We start from the raw sequence: 17,901 nt of genomic DNA, 5'->3' as shown, positions 1-17,901 counted from the left end.
CTCACCGTTCGTCATCGTCGTGGTCGCCGTGGGCGGCGGCTTCGAGTTCGCTGAGCACCTGGTCCTCCACCAGCTCCGCGAATGCGGCCACCGTGCGCGAGACGAGGACGTCGCGGGGGGTGAGCGCGAGCGCGAAGGCGTCGTTGGCCCGGGAGGCGATCAGCAGGGCGCGCATGGAGTCGCCGCCGAGCAGGAAGAAGTCGTCCGTCACGCCGACCGCCGTCGCCAGGGTCTCGGCCCAGATGGCCGCCACCGCCTCCTCGGTGGGCGTGCGCGGTGCCAGGTGCTCGGCCGGCTCCGCCTCGGCGGGGGTGGGGTCGGGCAGCGCCGCCCGGTCGGTCTTGCCGTTCTCGGTGAGCGGGAACCGCTCCAGCACCGCGAACGCCGAGGGGACCATGTAGCCGGGCAGCGAGCGGGCGACCAGCGCGCGCAGCTCGGCGCCGCCCGGCTGCTCGGCGCCCGGGACGGCGAGCAGGTGGGCGACCAGGCGCGGCTGCCCCGTGTCGTCCTCGCGCACGCTCACCACCGCGTCCACGACGCCCGGGTGGCGCACCAGGGCGGCCTCCACCTCGCCCGCCTCGATGCGGTGGCCGCGCAGCTTGAGCTGGTGGTCGGTGCGGCCCAGGTAGTGCAGCTCGCCGTGGGCGTCGCGGCGCACCCGGTCGCCGGTGCGGTACATCCGGGTGCCCGGTGCGCCGAACGGGTCGGCGGTGAAGCGGGTGGCGGTCAGGCCCGGGCGGCCCAGGTAGCCGCGGGCCAGGGCCGCCCCGCTCAGCCACAGCTCCCCCGGCACGCCGTCGGGCACCGGGCGCAGCCGGGCGTCCAGCACGTAGGCGCGGGTGCCGGGCAGCGGGCGGCCGATCGGCGGCGCGGCGCCGTCGGCCAGCAGCGGCGCCGACCAGGTGGCGACCACGGTGGCCTCGGTGGGCCCGTAGGAGTTGACCATGCGGTGGTGCGGGGCCCAGCGGGCCACGAGTTCGGCGCCGCACGCCTCCGCGCCCACCACCAGGGTCTTCAGGGCGGGCAGCGTGCCCGCCGCCTCGGCCGCCACGGTGGCCAGCGCGGCCGGCGGCAGCAGGGTGTGGGTGATGCGCTCCTCCCGCAGCACCTGGGCGAGTTGGGCGCCGAGCAGCGGGCCGGGAGCCGGGATCACCAGGCGGGCGCCGTGCGGCAGCGACATGCACAGCTCCAGGACGCAGGCGTCGAAGCTGGGCGTGGCGAAGGCCAGCACCCGGTCCCCCGGGGCCACCTGGTAGTGCGCGGCCTCGGCCGCGGCGAAGGCCGCGAGCCCACGGTGGGTGACCAGCACGCCCTTGGGGGTGCCGGTCGAGCCGGAGGTGTAGATCACGTAGGCCGGGTCGTCCAGGTCGAGCGGGCGCCGGCGGTCCGCGTCGGTGGGCCGGTGGTCGGGCACGCCCTGCGGTGCCGCGAGCAGCTCGGCGACCTCCTTGGCGTCCAGGGTCAGCGCGGGGCGGGCGTCCCGCAGCATCAGCTCCACCCGCTCGTCCGGGTAGCCCGGGTCGACGGGCAGGAAGGCGGCGCCCGCCTTCGCCACCGCCAGCTGGGCGAGCACCATGTCCGCCGAGCGCGGCAGCAGCAGGGCGACCAGGTCGCCGGGGCCCGCGCCGCGGGCGATCAGGCGGTGCGCCAGCCGGTTGGCGTGCCGCTCGGCCTCGGCGAAGGAGAGCTTCGGCCCGGCGCCGCTCAGCGCCACCGCGGCCGGCCACCGGTCGACCGCGGCCTCCACCAGCGCGGGCAGGGTGGCCGCGGGCGCCGGGGCGAGCGGCGGGCGCGCCGTGCCGCGCAGCAGGTGGGCCCGCTGCTCGGCGGGCAGCACGTCGAGGTCGTCCAGGCGCGCCGTGCCGTCGCCGGCGGCCAGGGCGGTCAGCGTGTGCAGCAGCTGGCCGGCCAGCGCTTCGGCGGTGGCCGGCTCGAAGCAGCGGGCGTCGTAGCCGAGTTCCACGCTGAGCCGGTCACCGGGGGAAATGACCACGGTCAGGGGGTAGTTGGTGGCCTCCCGGGCGTCCAGGTCGCGGATCCGCAGGCCGTGGGCGCCGGCCGTGGCGTCCCCGACCGGGTAGTTCTCGAAGACCACCAGGCTGTCGAAGAGCGGCGTCCCCGGGGGCACCTCGCCCAGCGCGTGGATCTCGCCCAGTGGCAGGTGGTCGAACCGGCGGTCCTCCGCGCGCGCCTGCTGCACCTCGCGCAGCCAGGCACCGCTGGCGGCCCGACCGTCGACGGTGACCCGCGCGGGCAGCGTGGTGATGAAGAGCCCCACGATGGTGTCGGCGCCGATCAGGTCGGTGGGCCGGCCGGAGACGGTGGTGCCGAAGCAGACCTGCGCCTCGCCGCTCCAGCGCGACAGCAGCAGTGCCCAGGCGCCCTGCACCAGGGTGTTGAGGGTCAGCCGGTGGCGGCGGGCGAACGCGGTGAGCCGGCCGGTGGCGGCCTCGTCGAGCTGCTGGGAGAGCCAGTCGGCGGAGCGGGCCGTGGTGTGCTGCTCGGGCCGGCGGTCGTAGGGCAGCGCGGTGGGCGCGCTCAGGCCCGCCAGCGTCTGGCGCCAGTGCTCGACCGCGCGGTCGGTGTCGCGGGCGGCCAGCCAGGCCGCGTAGTCACCGAAGGGCCGGCGCTCGGGCAGGCTCGGCCGCTCGCCCCGCGCCAGCGCGGCATGGGCGGCCAGCACGTCGCCCAGGACGTGGAAGACGCTCCAGCCGTCCAGCAGGACGTGGTGGAAGGTCCACACCACCCGCACCGTCCGGGGCGCGAGCCGGACCAGGGCCAGGCGCAGCAGCGGGGCCTGCTGCAAGGTCAGTTCGGCCCGCTGGTCGGCGAAGAGCTTCGCCAGCTCGGCCTGGCAGCGCTCGGCCGGCAGCCCGCTCCAGTCGTGCTCGGTCACCGGCAGCTCCACCTGCCGGTGCACCACCTGCAGCGGTACCGGCACGCCGGTCAGCGCCACGGCGGTGCGCAGCACCGGGGTGCGGTCGACCACGTGCTGCCAGGCGGCGGCCAGCGCGGCCGGCTCGCCCACGCCGTCCAGCACGAAGGTGATCTGCTCGATGTAGAGGCCGCTGTCCGCCTCGTCCAGGCCGTGCACGACCATGCCGGTCTGGGTGGGGGTCAGCGGGTACACCTCCGCCACCTGCCGGCCGGTGCCGACCAGCCGGTCCACGCCTGCCTGGTCCAGCCGGGCGAGCGGGAAGTCGGAGGGGGTACGGCCGCCGGCCCCGGGCTCGGCGCAGTGCGCGACGATCGCCCGCAGCTCCTCGGCCAGTTCGGCCGCGAGCCGGGCCACGGTCTCGCGCCGGTGGACCTCGCCGGAGTAGGACCAGGTGAACTCCAGCCGCCCCTGGCTCACCTGCCCGAGCACGTCCAGCAGGTGCGGCCGCTGTGCCGAGCGGTCCATCCCGCCGGTGAGCGGGCCGTGCGGCCCGAGCAGCAGGCCGCCCGGGGCGGGGCTCCAGTCCTGGCGGCCCAGGTAGTTGAAGCCGATCTGCGGCAGCGCGGGCAGCTGCGGGCCGGGCGCGGGGTGCAGGTGGCGCAGCGCGCCGTGGCCCAGCCCGCCGCGCGGCACGGCCCGCAGGTTCTCCTTGACCGCCTTCAGCGCGCTGCCCAGGTCGGCCCGGCGGGGCACGTCCAGGGCGAGGGGGTACATCGTGGTGAACCAGCCCACCGTGCGGGCGAGGTCGACGTCGGCGAAGAGCTCCTCGCGGCCGTGGCCCTCCAGCGCCACCGCCACCCGGTCCCGCCCGGTCCAGCGGGCCAGCACCCGGCCCAGCGCGCACAGCAGCACGTCGTTGACCCGGGTGCGGTAGACCTCCGGCACCTCCTGGAGCAGCCGGCGGGTCTCCTCGGCGTTCAGGGCGACGGTCAGCGAGCGCTCGGTGGCGCCGGTGTTGGCGCCGGGCAGGTCCCGGGGAAGCTCGCCCGCGGTGTCGCGCCCGGTCTCCTGCCAGTGGGCGAGTTCGTCGTCGAAGCCGCCGGCCGCGGTGTGCGCGGCCAGCTTGTGGACCCAGGCGCGGAACGAGGTGCTCTTGGGCCCGAGGTCGGGCCGCTCGCCCGCGCGCAGCGCCTGGTGGGCGCGCTCCAGGTCGGTGAGGATCAGCCGCCAGGAGACCGCGTCCACCACCAGGTGATGGGCCGCCAGCAGCAGGACCGGGGGCCGGTCCTGGCCCCGGCGGCAGAGCGCGGCACGCAGCAGCTCCCCTGCCGCCAGGTCGAATCCGTCGGCCAGCTCCTCGGTCAGCGCCGCCAGCCGTGCCTCGGCGTCCGCCTCGCCGGACAGGTCGTGCACCCGCAGGTCGGGGGCCGCGCCGGGGGCGCTGCCGTACTGGCGCCACTCCCCCTGGCCGGCCGCCTCGAAGCGCAGGCGCAGCGCGTCGTGGTGGTCCAGCACGGCGGCCAGCGCGGCGCGCAGCAGTGCCTCGTCCGGGTCGGCGGCGAGCTCGAAGGAGACCGCCTGGGTGAGGCGGGCCGGATCGCCGCCGAGGGTGTCGAAGAGCCAGTGCTGGACGGGGCCGAGCGGGACCTCGCCCACCACCGCGCCCTGCTCGGCGGCGACCGCCGCGACCGGCGCGTGCTCGGCGGCCAGCGCGAGTTCGGCCAGCGTCTGGTGGGCGAACAGGTGCCGGGGGGTGAGCGACAGGCCCGCGCGGCGGGCGGCCGAGACGATCTGGATGCCCAGGATCGAGTCCCCGCCGAGCGCGAAGTAGTTGTCGTCGGCGTGCACCTCGGGCACGCCCAGTACCTCGGACCAGATCGCGGCGAGCGTCTGCTCCGCGCCGGTGCGCGGCGCCCGCTCGCCACCGCCGGCCGGGGCGGCCCAGCGCGGCTCGGGCAGCGCGCGCCGGTCGAGCTTGCCGGTGGCGCCCAGCGGCAGCCGCGCGAGCGGCACCACCACGGCGGGCACCAGGTGCTCGGGCAGCGTGCGGCCGAGGAAGGCGCGCCAGCCGGCGGCATCGGGCAGCTCGCCGTCGCGGGCGACCGCGTAGCCCACCAGGCGGCGGTGGCCCTCGTGCTCCACCACCCGGGCCGCGGCGGCCGCCACCCTGGGGTGGCGTGCCAGCGCGGCCTCCACCTCGCCGAGTTCGATCCGGAAGCCGCGCACCTTCACCTGGTCGTCACTGCGCCCGACGTAGACCAGGTCGCCCTCGGCGCTCCAGCGCACCAGGTCGCCGGTGCGGTACATCCGCTCGCCCGGCGCGCCGAACGGGTCGGCGACGAAGCGCTGCGCGGTCAGGCCCGGGCGGCGCAGGTAGCCGCGGGCCACGCCGGTGCCGGCCAGGAACAGCTCCCCGGGCGCGCCGACGGGCACCGGGCGCAGCCGCTCGTCCAGCACGTAGGCCCGGGCGCCGCCGACCGGCCGCCCGATCGGCGGGTCGCGGTCGGGGTCGGCGGGGTCGCAGGTGAAGGCGGTGGCGTAGACGGTGGCCTCGGTGGGGCCGTAGATGTTCAGCACCCGGCAGCCGGGGACCGCCGCGCGCACCTGGCGCACGGTCCGGGCGGGCAGGCCCTCGCCCGCCAGCACCACCGTCTCGGCGGTCAGTTGGAGGGCGTCCTCGGCCAGCAGCCGGCCCAGCGCCGAGGGCACCGCGCTGAGCAGTCCGGCCCGCCACGGCTCGGGGCGCTCGGCCAGCGCCAGCAGGTCGCGGACGATCTCCACGCAGCCGCCCGAGAGCAGCGGCGCGAAGATCTCGAACACCGAGACGTCGAAGTTGAGCGAGGTGGCGGCCACCACGTGGGCCAGGCCCCGGCCGGCGAACTCGGCGGCGGCCCAGTCGGTCAGAGCCAGCACCGAGGCGTGGGCGACCACCACGCCCTTGGGGCGGCCGGTGGAGCCGGAGGTGTGGATCACGTAGGCGGGGTGCTCCGGCCGCAGGGCGGCCCGCCGCTCGTCGTCGCCGAGCGCGGCGCCCGAGGCGGCGGCCAGCTGCGCCGCGCACGCGGGGTCGTCCAGCACGATCCGGGTGAACGTGGCCTGCGGCAGCCGCTCGGCGCCGGCGGTGCTGGTGATGACGGCGTCGGGCCGCACGTCCTCGAAGAGGAACGCGATGCGCTCGGCCGGGTAGCCCGGGTCCACCGGCAGGTAGCCGGCGCCGCTGCCGAGGACGGCGAGCAGCGCCACCACCAGGTCGGCGGTGCGCGGCAGCGCGAGCGCGACGAAGCGCTCGGGCCCGGCGCCGGCGGCGATCAGCAGCCGGGCCAGCCGGTTGGCGCGCTCGGCCACCTCCCGGTAGGTCAGCGCCTGGTCGCCGCAGCGCACGGCCACCGCCTCGGGGGTGCGCGCGGCCTGGCGGGCGAAGGCCTCGGGCAGCGTGGCGTGCGGTGCTTCGGTCACCGTCCCGCCGAAGCGCCGCAGGAGTGCGCGGCCCTGCTCGGGCTCCAGCAGCGGCAGTTCGGCGAGCGGGCCGGTCAGGCCCGCGGCCATCGCCGCCAGCAGGGTGCGCAGGCTCGCCCCGATGCCCTCGACGGTGGCGGCGTCGAAGGCGGCCGGGTCGTAGTCGAGGTTGACGGTCAGGGCCTCGCCGGGGGCGACCACCACGCTGAGCGGGTAGCTGGTCGGCTCCACGTCGCGTTCCGACTCGACCGACAGGCCGTGCCGGGCCACCGCGTCCTCGTCGAACGGGTAGTTCTCGAAGACCACGATGCTGTCGAACAGGCTCGTCCCGCCGGGCACCTCGCTCCAGGACTGGAGCTGGGCGAGCGAGACGAAGTCGTGCCGCCTGGCCTCGGACTGGGCGGCCTGCAGCTCGCGCAGCCAGTCGAGCAGCGGGCGTTCGGCCGCGATCCGCACCCGGGTGGGCTGGGTGTTGATGAACAGGCCCACCATCGAGGTGACGCCCGCCAGTTCGGCGGGCCGGCCGGAGACGATGGTGCCGAACACCACGTCCTCGCCGCCGCCGTAGCGCGAGAGCAGCAGCGCCCAGGCGCCCTGCACGACGGTGTTGACGGTCAGCCCCGCCTGCTGGGCCTGCTCCCGCAGCCGCGCCGACAGCCCGCTCTCCAGCGTCACCCGCACCGAGGACGAGGAGGAGGCGCGGTGCGCCTCGGCGGGGCGCCGGTCGCGGGGCAGTTCGGTCGGGGCGAGGAAGCCGGCCAGGCTCTCGCGCCAGTACCGCTCGGCCGCGGCGGTGTCCTGAAGGGCCAGCCAGCGCAGGTAGTCGGCGAAGGGGGCGCGTTCGGGCAGCTGCGGGCGGCCTCCGGTGGTGAGGGCGGCGTAGCGCTCGCACACCTCGTCGAAGACCTGGGCCGCGCTCCACCCGTCGAGCAGCACGTGGTGGAAGGTCCACACCAGCCGCACCCGGGTCGGCGAGAGCCTGATCAGGGCCAGGCGCATCAGCGGCGCGGTGCCCAGGTCGATGCCCGATTCGCGGTCCTCGGCGAGCAGGCGGGCCGTCGCGCGTTCGGCGTCCTCGCCCGGCTGCCCGCTCCAGTCGTGGTGCGTCACCGCGACGGTGGCCCGCGGCCGCACGATCTGCACCGGCTCGGCGCTCTCCTGCCAGGCCAGTTCGGTCCGCAGGATCGGGTTGGCGTCCGCGGTCCGCTGCCAGGCCTCGGCCAGCGCGCGCGGGTCGGTGACGCCGTTCAGCACCAGCTGCACCTGGTTGACGTAGGTGCGCCCGTGCGGGTCCAGCAGGCTGTGGAAGAGCATGCCCGCCTGCATCGGCGTCAGCGGGTAGAGGTCCGCCACCGCGCGGCCGTCGCCGACCAGCCGGTCCACGGCCGCCTGGTCGAGGCGGGCGAGCGGGAAGTCGGAGGGGGTACGGCCGCCGGCCCCGGGCCGGGCGCAGTGGGCGACGATGCCCTCCAGCGCGTGCAGCATGCCCTCGGCGAGCGAGGCGACGGTCGTCTCGCGGTGCCGGGCGCTGCTGTAGTACCAGCCGATCTCCAGCTCGTCGTCCTCGACCCGGGCCACCACGTCCAGCAGGTGCGGGCGCGACGTGCCGGGCGCCTCCGCGCCGCCCAGGCCGCCGGGGACGGCGCGGACCAGGGCGGCGCCGTCCCTGCCGTCTGCGGCCGCCTCCGCGGCCTCGGCGGCCCAGGCGAAGCGGCCCAGGTAGTTGAAGCTGATGCCGGGGGTCTTCGCACCGGCCAGGCTCTCCTCGCGGCCCAGGTAGCGCAGCGCGCCGTAGCCCAGGCCCTGGTCCGGCACCGCCCGCAGCTGTTCCTTGACCGACTTCAGCGCGGTGTCCCAGTCCCCCTCGGGCAGCTGCAGGGCGACCGGGTAGAGGCTGGTGAACCAGCCCACCGTGCGGGAGAGGTCGACGTCCTCGAACAGGTGGTCGGCGCGGCCGTGCCCCTCCAGGCCGACCGCCACGGTGCGCCGCCCGGTCCACCGGGCCAGCACCTGGCCGAGGGCGGTGAGCAGCACGTCGTCGATCCGGGTGCGGTAGACCCCGGGCACCTGGCGCAGCAGCGCGTCGGTGCGCTCGCGGTCCAGCCGGACCGTCACCACCCGGGTCTCGGCGATGGTGTTCGGGCCCTCGCCGTCCTGCGGCAGCGGGACGGCGCACTGGCGGGCGACCGCCTCCCAGTGGGCGCGCTGGTCCGCGAAGCCGCCGCCGGCGAGGTGCGCGCGCAGCCGGCGCGTCCACTCGCGCACCGAGGTGGTGCGGGCGGGCAGGCGCAGCGGGCGGCCTTCGGCGGCCTGCCGGTAGGCGGTCTCCAGGTCCTCCAGCAGCACCCGCCAGGAGACGCCGTCGACCACCAGGTGGTGCACCGCCAGCAGCAGCCGGGCCGGGCGGGCGCCGCCGGCGGTGAAGAGCCGGGCGGTGAGCAGCGGGCGGGCGTCCAGGCGGAACGACGCGTGCGCCGCCGCCGTCAGCTCGGCCTCGGCCCGCTCGGCCGCCGCCTCGTCCAGGCCGCCGAGGTCGCAGACCTCCAGCAGCTCGGGCGCGGGGGCCTCGGCGGGGGCGCAGTCCTGCTGCCAGGCGCCGTCCTGCCCGGTGCCGAACGATGAGCGCAGGGCGTCGTGGTGGACCCACAGGGCCGTCAGGGCGCGGCGCAGCAGGGCCGGGTCGGTCCCGGCGGGCACCTGCAGCACGAGGGACTGGTTGAAGAAGTCGGCGTGCGCGGGGCGGGGGTCGAGGAACCAGTGCTGGATGGGGGTGAGCCCGACCTCGCCGTGCACCGGTTCGGTGCCCGCGACGGCGACGGCGCTACCGGCGGAGGCGGCCAGCGCCGCGATGGTGGGCCGCCGGAACAGGTCGCGCGGGCTCAGCGCGATCCCGGCGGCACGCGCGCGGGAGACGACCTGGATGCTGAGGATCGAATCGCCGCCCAGCATGAAGAAGTTGTCGTCGACGCCGACCCGCGCCACGCCCAGCAGCTCGGCCCAGAGGTCGGCCAGCACCCGCTCGGTCCCGGTGCGCGGGGCGCGGTAGGCGCTGTCGCCGGCCGCCGACCAGTCGGGGGCGGGCAGCCGCCGCCGGTCCACCTTGCCGTTGGCCGTCAGCGGCAGCGCCGGCACCGCGACGAAGGCGGCGGGCAGCATGTAGTCGGGCAGCTCGGCCGCCAGATGGGCGCGCAGCACGGCGGCGGACGGCAGCTCGGCGCCGGCGGCCGGGACCAGGTGAGCGGTCAGGCGCTTGCGCCCGGCGTCCTGGTGGAGCGAGACGACGGCTTCGGCGACGTCCGGGTGGGCGGTCAGCCGTGCCTCGATCTCGGCGGGTTCGATCCGGAAGCCGCGGATCTTGATCTGGTCGTCGGCGCGGCCCACGAAGTGCAGTTCGCCGTCCTCGCTCCAGCGCGCGGTGTCGCCGGTGCGGTACATCCGGCTCCCGGGCGGCCCGAAGGGGTCGGCCAGGTAGCGGGCCGCACTCTCGCCGGGCCGTCCCGCGTAGCCCCGCGCCAGCCCGGCCCCGGCGATGTACAACGCGCCTGCGATGCCCGGTGGTTGCGGCTGCAGCGTGTCGTCCAGCACGTACGCCCGGGTGTTGTCCAGCGGGCGCCCGATCGGCAGCACGGCGGGCAGCGCGTCACCGGCGCGGTAGGCCCGGCGGGTGGCGAAGGTGGTGGTCTCGGTCGGGCCGTAGCCGTCCACCACGGTCAGGCCGGGGCAGGCGTCCAGCACCCGGCGCACCACCGCGCCCGGCACGGCCTCGCCGCCGGTCCACACCTCGCGGGCGCCGCGCAGGCAGCCCGGGTCCTCCTGGGCGAGCAGGCGCAGCAGGCCGACGGTCAGCCACAGGCAGCGCACGCCCTGGTCCGTGATGGCGCGCCGGACCTGCTCGGCGTCCAGCTCCACCGGCGGCAGCAGCACGGCCGTGCCGCCGCGCAGCAGCGGCACCCAGACCTCGTAGGTGGCGGCGTCGAAGGCGTGCGGGGAGTGCACCAGCACCCGGTCGTGGCCGGCGAAGGAGCGGTCCAGGGCGAGCGCGGCCACGTCGCGCTGGCGCACCGCGACGCCCTTGGGGGTGCCGGTGGAGCCGGAGGTGAACATCAGGTACTGCACGTTGTCGGGGTGGACGGCGGGGGCGGGCAGCGCGCCGGCCGGCTCGGGCCCGGCCGCGGCGCCCGCCGCGTCGAGCAGCAGCACTCCCCCCTCCGGGTCCAGCTCGCGGGCCGTCCGCTCCCACGGCTCGTCGGTGAGCAGCAACCCGGCGCCGGCCTGGTCCAGCATCCGGCGCAGCCGCTCGCGCGGGGCCCGGCCGTCCAGCGGCAGGTAGACCGCGCCGGTGCGGGCCAGGGCCAGTTGGGCGACGACCAGCCCGACGCAGCGGTCCATCAGCACGCCGACCGGGCTCTCCACCCGGGCGCCGAGCGCGAGCAGCCGCCGGGCCAGCGCCTCGGCGCGGTCGTCGAGTTCGCGGTAGCTCAGGCGCTGCCGGCCGGCCTCCAGCGCGACGGCCTCGGGCGTGCGGCGCACCTGCTCGGCGAAGAGCTCGGCGACGCTGCGCTCGGGCAGCTCGGTCCCGGTGTCGTTCCACCCGTGGAGCACCTGGGCGCGCGCCTCGGCGGTCAGCAACGGCACGTTCTTGGGCGCAAGTTGAGCGTTCTCGGGCATGCCGCCCAGCAGCACCGTGAGGTGGCCGGCCAGCCGTCGCACGGTGGCGGCGTCGAACAGCTCCGGGTCGTAGCACAGCCGCAGCGCCAGCTCCGGCCCCGGATAGGCCACCAGGCTCAGCGGGTAGTTGGTGGTCTCGATGCCGTCCAGCTCGCTCAGGGCGAGCCCGTGCGCGGCGGCGAGGTCCCCGTCCACTGGGTAGTTCTCGAACACCACGATGCTGTCGAACAGGGCGACCCGCTCGGGGAGTTCGGTGAAGCCGCGGATCCGGGTGAGCGGGACGAAGTCGAAGCGGCGGTCCTCGCTCTGCTCGCGCTGCAGGGTGCGCAGCCAGTCGAGCAGGGTGCCCTCGCCCGGCACCGCGACCCGGGTGGGCAGGGTGGTGATGAACAGGCCGGTCATCGCCTCGGCGCCGGCCAGCTCGTCCGGACGGCCCGAGACGGTGGTGCCGAACACCACCTCGTCCCGGCCTGCCTGACGGCCCAGCAGCAGTGCCCAGGCGCCCTGGACCAGGGTGTTCAGCGTGAGGCCGGAGCGCTTGGCGAGCTGCTCCAGCGCCCGGGTGCCGGCCGCCGGCAGCGTGACCCTCACCGCCTGGGTGGACTCCGCGCGGTGGCTGTGGCGCGGCTCGCGGTCGAAGGGCAGCGCGGTGGCCTCGGTCAGGCCGGCCAGGCGCTGCTGCCAGTGCCGCTCGGCCCGCGCCCAGTCGCGCTCGCGCAGCCAGGCCACGTAATCACCGTACGGGCGGCGCTCGGGCAGGCTCGCCGCCCTGGGCAGCGCCGCGTGGGCGGCGAAGACGTCGGAGAGCACCTGGAACAGGCTCCAGCCGTCCAGCACCAGGTGGTGGAAGGACCACACCACCCGCACGCCGCGCTCACCGGTCCGGGCGAGCACCAGGCGCTGCAGCGGGGCCTGCGCCAGGTCGATGCCGCGCGCCCGGTCGCGGTCCAGCAGCTCGGCCAGCCGGGCGCCCCGCTCGTCCTCGGACAGCTCGCGCCAGTCCAGGTGGGTGACCGGCAGCGGCGCCCGGCGCTGCACCACCAGCAGCGGCTCGGGCACGTCCTGCCAGCGGACGCGGGCGCGCAGGACCTCGGTGCGGTCGCTGACCTGCTGCCAGGCCGCGGCCAGCGCGTGCGGGTCGCCGACGCCGTCCAGGACGAAGGTCAGCTGCTGGAAGTAGACGCCGCTGTCCTCCTGGGCCAGGCCGTGGAAGAGCATGCCGGACTGGGTCGGTGTCAGCGGGTAGAGGTCCGCCACCGCACCCGGGTCGTCCGCCGTGATCCGGTCCACCGCGGCCTGGTCGAGCCGGGCGAGCGGGAAGTCGGACGGGGTGCGCCCGCCCGTGCCCGGCTGCGCGGCGTACCCGGCCAGGTCGGCCAGCGCCTCGGCGAACCGTGCGGCCAGCGCCTCGACGGTGGCCTGCCGGTGCAGCTGCTCGGAGTAGAACCAGGTGAACTCCAGCGCGTCACCGTCCAGGTGGCCGACCACCTCCAGGGCGTGCGGACGGACCGTCAGCGGGTCGGCGTCCAGCTCCAGCGGCCGGAAGGTACCGCGGAACAGCCCCGCGGGGTCCGCACCGAACCCGAGGCGCCCCAGGTAGTTGAAGCTGATCCGGGCGGGCGCGACTCTGGGCGCCGACTCCGGCCGGCCCAGCCGCAGCTGGGCCTCGAAGCCCAGGCCGTGCCGCGGGACCGCGCGCAGCTGCTCCTTGACCTGCTTGAGGACGGCGTCCCACTGCGCGTGCTCGGGCACGGCCAGGGCGACGGGGTGGCGGGTGGTGAACCAGCCGACCGTGCGGCTGAGGTCGAGGTCGGGGAAGAGTTCCTCCCGGCCGTGCCCCTCGACGTCTACCACCACCGTCTGCGGCCCGTCGGCGGCGCACAGCGCCCGGCCCAGCGCGCTGAGCAGCACGTCGTTGACCTGGGTGCGGTAGGTGTCGGGCAGGGTGCGCAGCAGGACGGCGGTGTCGGCGGGGCTGAGCCGCACGGTCACCGAGCGGGCCGAGGCGTAGGTGTCGGCAGCGTCCAGGTCCGTCGGCAGGGGCGCGATCGCCTCGGGGACGGCCTGCTCCCAGTAGGCCCGCTCGTCCGCGAAGCCGCCCTCGGCCGCGTGGTCCGCCAGCCGCCGGGCCCAGTGCCGCAGCGGCGAGGACTTCGCGGGCAGCGCCGCCGCACCGTCGCGGCCCGCGCGACGGGCGCGGTAGGCGGTCTCCAGGTCCTCCAGCAGCACCCGCCAGGAGACGCCGTCGACCACCAGGTGGTGCACCGCCAGGTGCAGGACCGGCGCGCGGCCGGCGCCCCGCTCGTGCAGCACGGCGCGCAGCAGCGGGCCGTGCTCCAGGTCGAAGGGGCCGAAGTGCGGGGTGTCGGTGTCGGGGCCGGTGTGGCGCGGCAGGGCGATCCGGGGCGCCCGGTCCTCGATCCGCCACCGCACACCGTCGGCACCGCGGTCGGCTCGCGGCTGCGCGTCGGCGGCGGGCGGGGCGTCGTTCGAAAAGGCGGGCGGGACGTCGTTCGGGAAGGCGGAGCGCAGCGCGTCGTGGTGGGCGAGCAGGTCGTTCAGCGCCTCCTCCAGGGCAGCCGGGTCCACCTCCTCGGGCAGTCGCAGGGAGAGCGCCTGGGCGAAGTGGCCGGCCCGGCCTGCGGCGTTGTCGAACCACCAGCGCTGGATGGGGGTCAGCGGGCTCGGTCCGTCGGCGGCCACCACGGCGGCAGCGGCCGGCTGCCGGCTGCCCGCCGCCTCCGCGCACCGGGCGAGGGCGGCGAGCGTCTGGTGGCGGTAGAGGTCCCGGGAGGTCACCTGCAGGCCCGCCTGCCGGGCGCGGGCCACCACCTGGATGCTCAGGATCGAGTCGCCGCCGAGTTCGAAGAAGTTGTCGTCCGCGCCGACCCGTTCCAGCTGCAGGATCTCGGCCCAGATGGTGCTGAAGGCCTGCTCGGTGGGGGTGCGGGGGGCGACGTGCCGCACGGTGCGCACGGCCGGTCCCGGGTCGGGCAGCCGGCCGCGGTCCAGGGCGCCGCCGGCGTCGAGCGGCAGCGCGGGCAGCACCACGACGGTGCCGGGGACCAGGTGGTCGGGCAGGGTGTGCCCCAGCGCCCGGCGCACGCTCTCGGGGTCGAGGACGCTCCGCGGGGCCGGGACGACGTAGCCGACCAGGCGCCTGCCGGCCTCGTCGGCCAGCACGGCGGCAGCCGCCTGCGACACGCCCGCACACCCGCGCAGCGCCTGCTCCACCTCGCCGAGGTCGATGCCGAGGCCGCGGACCCGGGCCTGCCGGTCGGCCCGGCCGACGTACTCCAGTCCGCGCCCGGGGGTCCAGCGCGCCAGCTCCCCGGTGCGGTGCATGAGCGCCCCGGGGCGGCCGAACGGGTCGGCGACGAAGCGGGCGGCGGTCGGGCCGGGCCGGTCGCCCTCCGCGGGTGTGCCGCCAGCGATGTACAACTCGCCGACCACGCCCGGCGGTTGCGGGCGCAGTGCGCCGTCCAGCAGATAGAACCCGGCGCCGCCGGCGACCAGCCGGGCGAGCTCCGCGGGCAGGCCCTCGACCGGCCGGTCCGGCCCGTCGGGTGCGGGCGGATTCCAGGCGTCGAGCAGCGCGCGCTGCTCCTCCTCGGTGAGCATGGGCAGTTCGGCCAGCGTGCGCTGCGGGCCCTGCGCCATGCCCGCCAGCAGGCGGTGCAGGTGCAGGGTCATCCGGGCCACGGTCGGCGCGTCGAACAGGTCGGTGTTGTACTCGGCCGTCAGCGTGCAGCCACCGGTGGCGTCCGGGGCGAACTCCAGCACCAGGTCGAAGCGGGCCTCCGGGCGCGGCAGCGGGTGCTCCTCGAAGTGCAGGCCGCCGGCGGGCGGCAGGGCGGCGGCGGTGGCCTGCTGGACCACGAGCACCTGCACCAGCGGGGTGCGGCTGGGGTCCCGGGGCGGGGCCAGCTCCTCGACCACCCGGTCGAAGGGCACCGCGGCGTGCACGAAGGCGTCCAGCACGGTCGTGCGCATGGTCTCGACGAAGCGGTCGACGGTGGCCGCCTGGTCCACCTCGCCGCGCAGCACGACCGTGTTGGCGAAGAAGCCCGTCACCTCCTCCAGTTCGCGGCGCTCGCGCCCGTTGGTGACGGTCCCGAACGCCACGTCGCGCTGACCCGACCAGCGCGCGAAGAGCAGCGCGCAGCCCCCGGCCAGCAGGGTGAAGAGGGTCGCGCCGCGCCCGGTGGCGAGCCCGCGCAGTTGGTCCACCAGCTGCGCCGGCAGGTGGTGGCGGTGCGCGGCGCCCGCGGTGGTGCGCAGCTCGGGCCTGGGCCGGTCGGTGGGCAGCTGCAGGGGTTCCAGGCCCGCCAGCGAGCGCTTCCAGTAAGCGAGGTCCGCGGCGTCCTCGGCCCGGTCCCGCCGGTGCTCCCACAGGGCGAAGTCGGGGTACTGCAGGCCGGGGGCGGGCAGGCCGTCCGGCTCGCCCAGGGCCTCGGCGCGGTAGAGCGCGGCCAGGTCACGGGTGAGGACGCCCACCGACCAGCCGTCGGTGATGATGTGGTGCTGCCCGAGCAGCAGCAGGTGCTCCTCGGCGGCCAGGCGCACCAGCAGCGCCCGGGCGAGCGGTCCGGTGGCCAGGTCGTAGCGGCGGCCCAGCTCCTCGGTCAGCAGCCGGTCGGCCTCCTCGGCCCGCTGCGGCGGGGGCAGCTCGGCGAGATCGGCCGTGCGCAGCGGCAGCGTGCCCGTCCCGGCGATCCGCTGCACGCCCTGCCCCTCGACGGTGGCGAAGGTGGTGCGCAGCGAGTCGTGACGGGCGGTCAGGCGCTGCAGGGCGCGGCGCAGCGCCTCGGGGTCCAGCGTGCCGCGCAGCCGCAGCACCACGCCGGTGTTGTACTCCGTGCTGCCGGCGCTCAGGTCGTCGAGGAACCACAGCCGCCGCTGGGCGCCGGACAGCGGCAGCGGGTGCTCGCGCGGGGCGGGCGGGATCGGCTCCGGCGGTGCGGCGACCTGCCGCCCGTCCAGCAGCGGGGCGAGCGCGGCGACGGAGCGCGCGGTGAAGAGGTCGCGCAGGGTGAGCCGGGTGCCGAGCTCCGCCCGGATGTGGGCCAGGACCTTGGCGGCGAGGATCGAGTCGCCGCCCAGCTCGAAGAAGTCGTCGTCCGCCCCGACGGCGTCGACGCCCAGCGCCCGCGCCCAGATGGCGGCCAGGGCGCGCTCGGGCGCGGTGCGCGGCGCCAGCCGGCCGGTCGCGGCGGGGCGGGCGGGGGCGGGCAGCGCCTGCCGGTCGATCTTGTGCTGCGCGGTGAGCGGCAGGGTCGCGAGGACGACGAGGGCGGCGGGCACCAGGTGGGCGGGCAGCGCGGCGGCCAGGGCCGCCCGCAGCGCCCCGGGCTCGGGGGCCGCCGTGGGTTCGGCGGGGGTGACGTAGCCGACCAGCCGCTGCTGGCCGGGCTCGTCCTCGCGGACCACGACGACGGCCTCGGCCACCCCGGGCTGCTCGCGCAGCGCCGCCTCCACCTCCCCGGGCTCGATCCGGAAGCCGCGGAGCTTGACCTGCCGGTCGAGCCGGCCCAGGTACTCCAGCTCCCCCTCGGCGCTCCAGCGGGCCCGGTCGCCGGTGCGGTAGAGCCGCGCGCCGGGGGTGCCGAAGGGGTCGGCGACGAAGCGCGCGGCGCTCAGGCCCGCGCGGCCCAGGTAGCCGCGCGCCACCGCATCGCCGCCTACGTACAACTCGCCGTCCACGCCCGGCAGTTGTGGCTTCATCGCGGCGTCGAGGACGTACAGCCGGGTGTGCGGCAGTGCGCTGCCGATGGTCGGCGTGCCGGTGCCGGCCGACAGCGGCCCGGTCCAGCTGGCGACGATGGTGGTCTCGGTGGGGCCGTACGAGTTGATCATGCGTCGGCCGGGCGCCCAGCGGTCCACCAGCGCGGCCGGGCAGGCCTCGGCGCCCACGATCAGCGTGCGCAGGTGCGGCGCGGTGCCGTCGGCCGGGGCGGGGAGGGTGGCCAGCGCCGCGGGCGGGATGAGGGCGTGGGTGATCCGGTGCTCGTCCAGCACGGCGGCGAGCTCCTCGCCGAGCCAGGGGCCGTCCGGCGGGACCACCAGCGTGGCGCCGGACAGCACCGAGATGAACAGCTCCAGCACCGAGGCGTCGAAGCTGGGCGAGGAGAACTGCAGCACGCGGTCCCCGGGCCCCACCGCGTAGCGCTCGGCGGCGGCCGCGGTGAAGCCGCCGATGCCGCGGTGGGTGACCACCACGCCCTTGGGGCGGCCGGTGGAGCCCGAGGTGTAGATCACGTAGGCGGCGTGGTCGGCGTCGGCCTCGGGCCGGGCAACGGCGGCACCGTCGCCCGTCGCCCGGTCCGCCGCCAGGATCTCGCGCACCCGGGCCGGGTCGTCCAGGGTCACCGCGGGAGCCGCGTCGGTGAGCATCAGCTCCCGCCGCTCGGCGGGGTAGGCCGGGTCCACCGGCAGGAAGGCGGCGCCGGCCCGCGCGACGGCCAGCTCCGCCGCGATCAGCTCCATCGAGCGGGGCAGCACGAGCGCCACCGTCCGGTCCGGCCCGGCCCCCTGCCGCACCAGGTGGTCGGCCAGCCGGTCGGCCCGGGCCGCCAGGTCGCGGTAGCTCCAGGTGCGCCGGCCGTCGGTGACCGCGGGCGCGTGCGGGGTGCGGGCGACCCAGGCGGCGAACAGCGCACCGAGTGTCCGGTGCCCCGGCAGCGGGGCCGGGCCGCCGGCGGGCGGCTCGGCACAACCGCCGGCCAGCGGCGAGCTGGGCGCGGCTACGGGCTGGTCGGGCTGGTCGGCCATGCGTGAAGTCCTTCTGGCTCGGGGGGAGGCGTGCGCGAGCGAGGGCGGGCGAACGGCCCGCAGACCCACGGGCGGTGCCGGTGGGTGTGCGGGCGCGCCCGGCCACGGCCCGGCACTGCGGGTCGGCA

1 protein-coding gene is annotated in these 17,901 nt (G+C 77.0%); it reads right to left on the bottom strand.

The window, feature by feature from the left end; genetic code table 11:
- Nucleotide 1: 1 nt before the first annotated feature.
- Nucleotides 2-17,773 carry a non-ribosomal peptide synthase/polyketide synthase gene (locus OG294_RS38765; protein ID WP_327071270.1) on the bottom strand — a complete coding sequence of 5,924 codons (17,772 nt, stop codon included), beginning with the start codon at nucleotides 17,771-17,773 and terminating at the stop codon, nucleotides 2-4.
- Between the last annotated feature and the right edge of the window lie 128 nt (nucleotides 17,774-17,901).

The organism is Kitasatospora sp. NBC_01302 (assembly GCF_035976515.1).
GTDB lineage: Bacteria > Actinomycetota > Actinomycetes > Streptomycetales > Streptomycetaceae > Kitasatospora.
Note: the sequence above shows the minus strand (reverse complement) of the source record. Positions and strands in the feature narration are given on the sequence as shown.